Genomic DNA, 208 nt, shown 5'->3' with positions numbered 1-208 from the left:
ATACCGGAAAATCAATTGGAGAAATCACCATGGCAGTGAATGTAAATACAAACGTTTCAGCGATGACAGCGCAACGTTACCTAAACAACGCAAACAGCGCACAACAAACATCAATGGAGCGTCTAGCTTCTGGCTCAAAAATCAACAGCGCAAAAGATGACGCTGCGGGTCTACAAATCTCGAACCGTTTGAACGTTCAAAGTCGTGG

1 pseudogene is annotated in these 208 nt (G+C 44.7%); it reads left to right on the top strand.

Annotated features, from left to right (window positions below):
- Positions 1-29 precede the first annotated feature (29 nt).
- A pseudogene (locus tag AB4154_RS22410) lies at positions 30-208 on the top strand (flagellin B); the annotation flags it as partial.

This window comes from Vibrio sp. 10N.286.51.B11 (genome assembly GCF_041469245.1).
Classification (GTDB): domain Bacteria; phylum Pseudomonadota; class Gammaproteobacteria; order Enterobacterales; family Vibrionaceae; genus Vibrio; species Vibrio crassostreae_C.
This window is presented reverse-complemented; position numbering and strand designations above follow the sequence as displayed.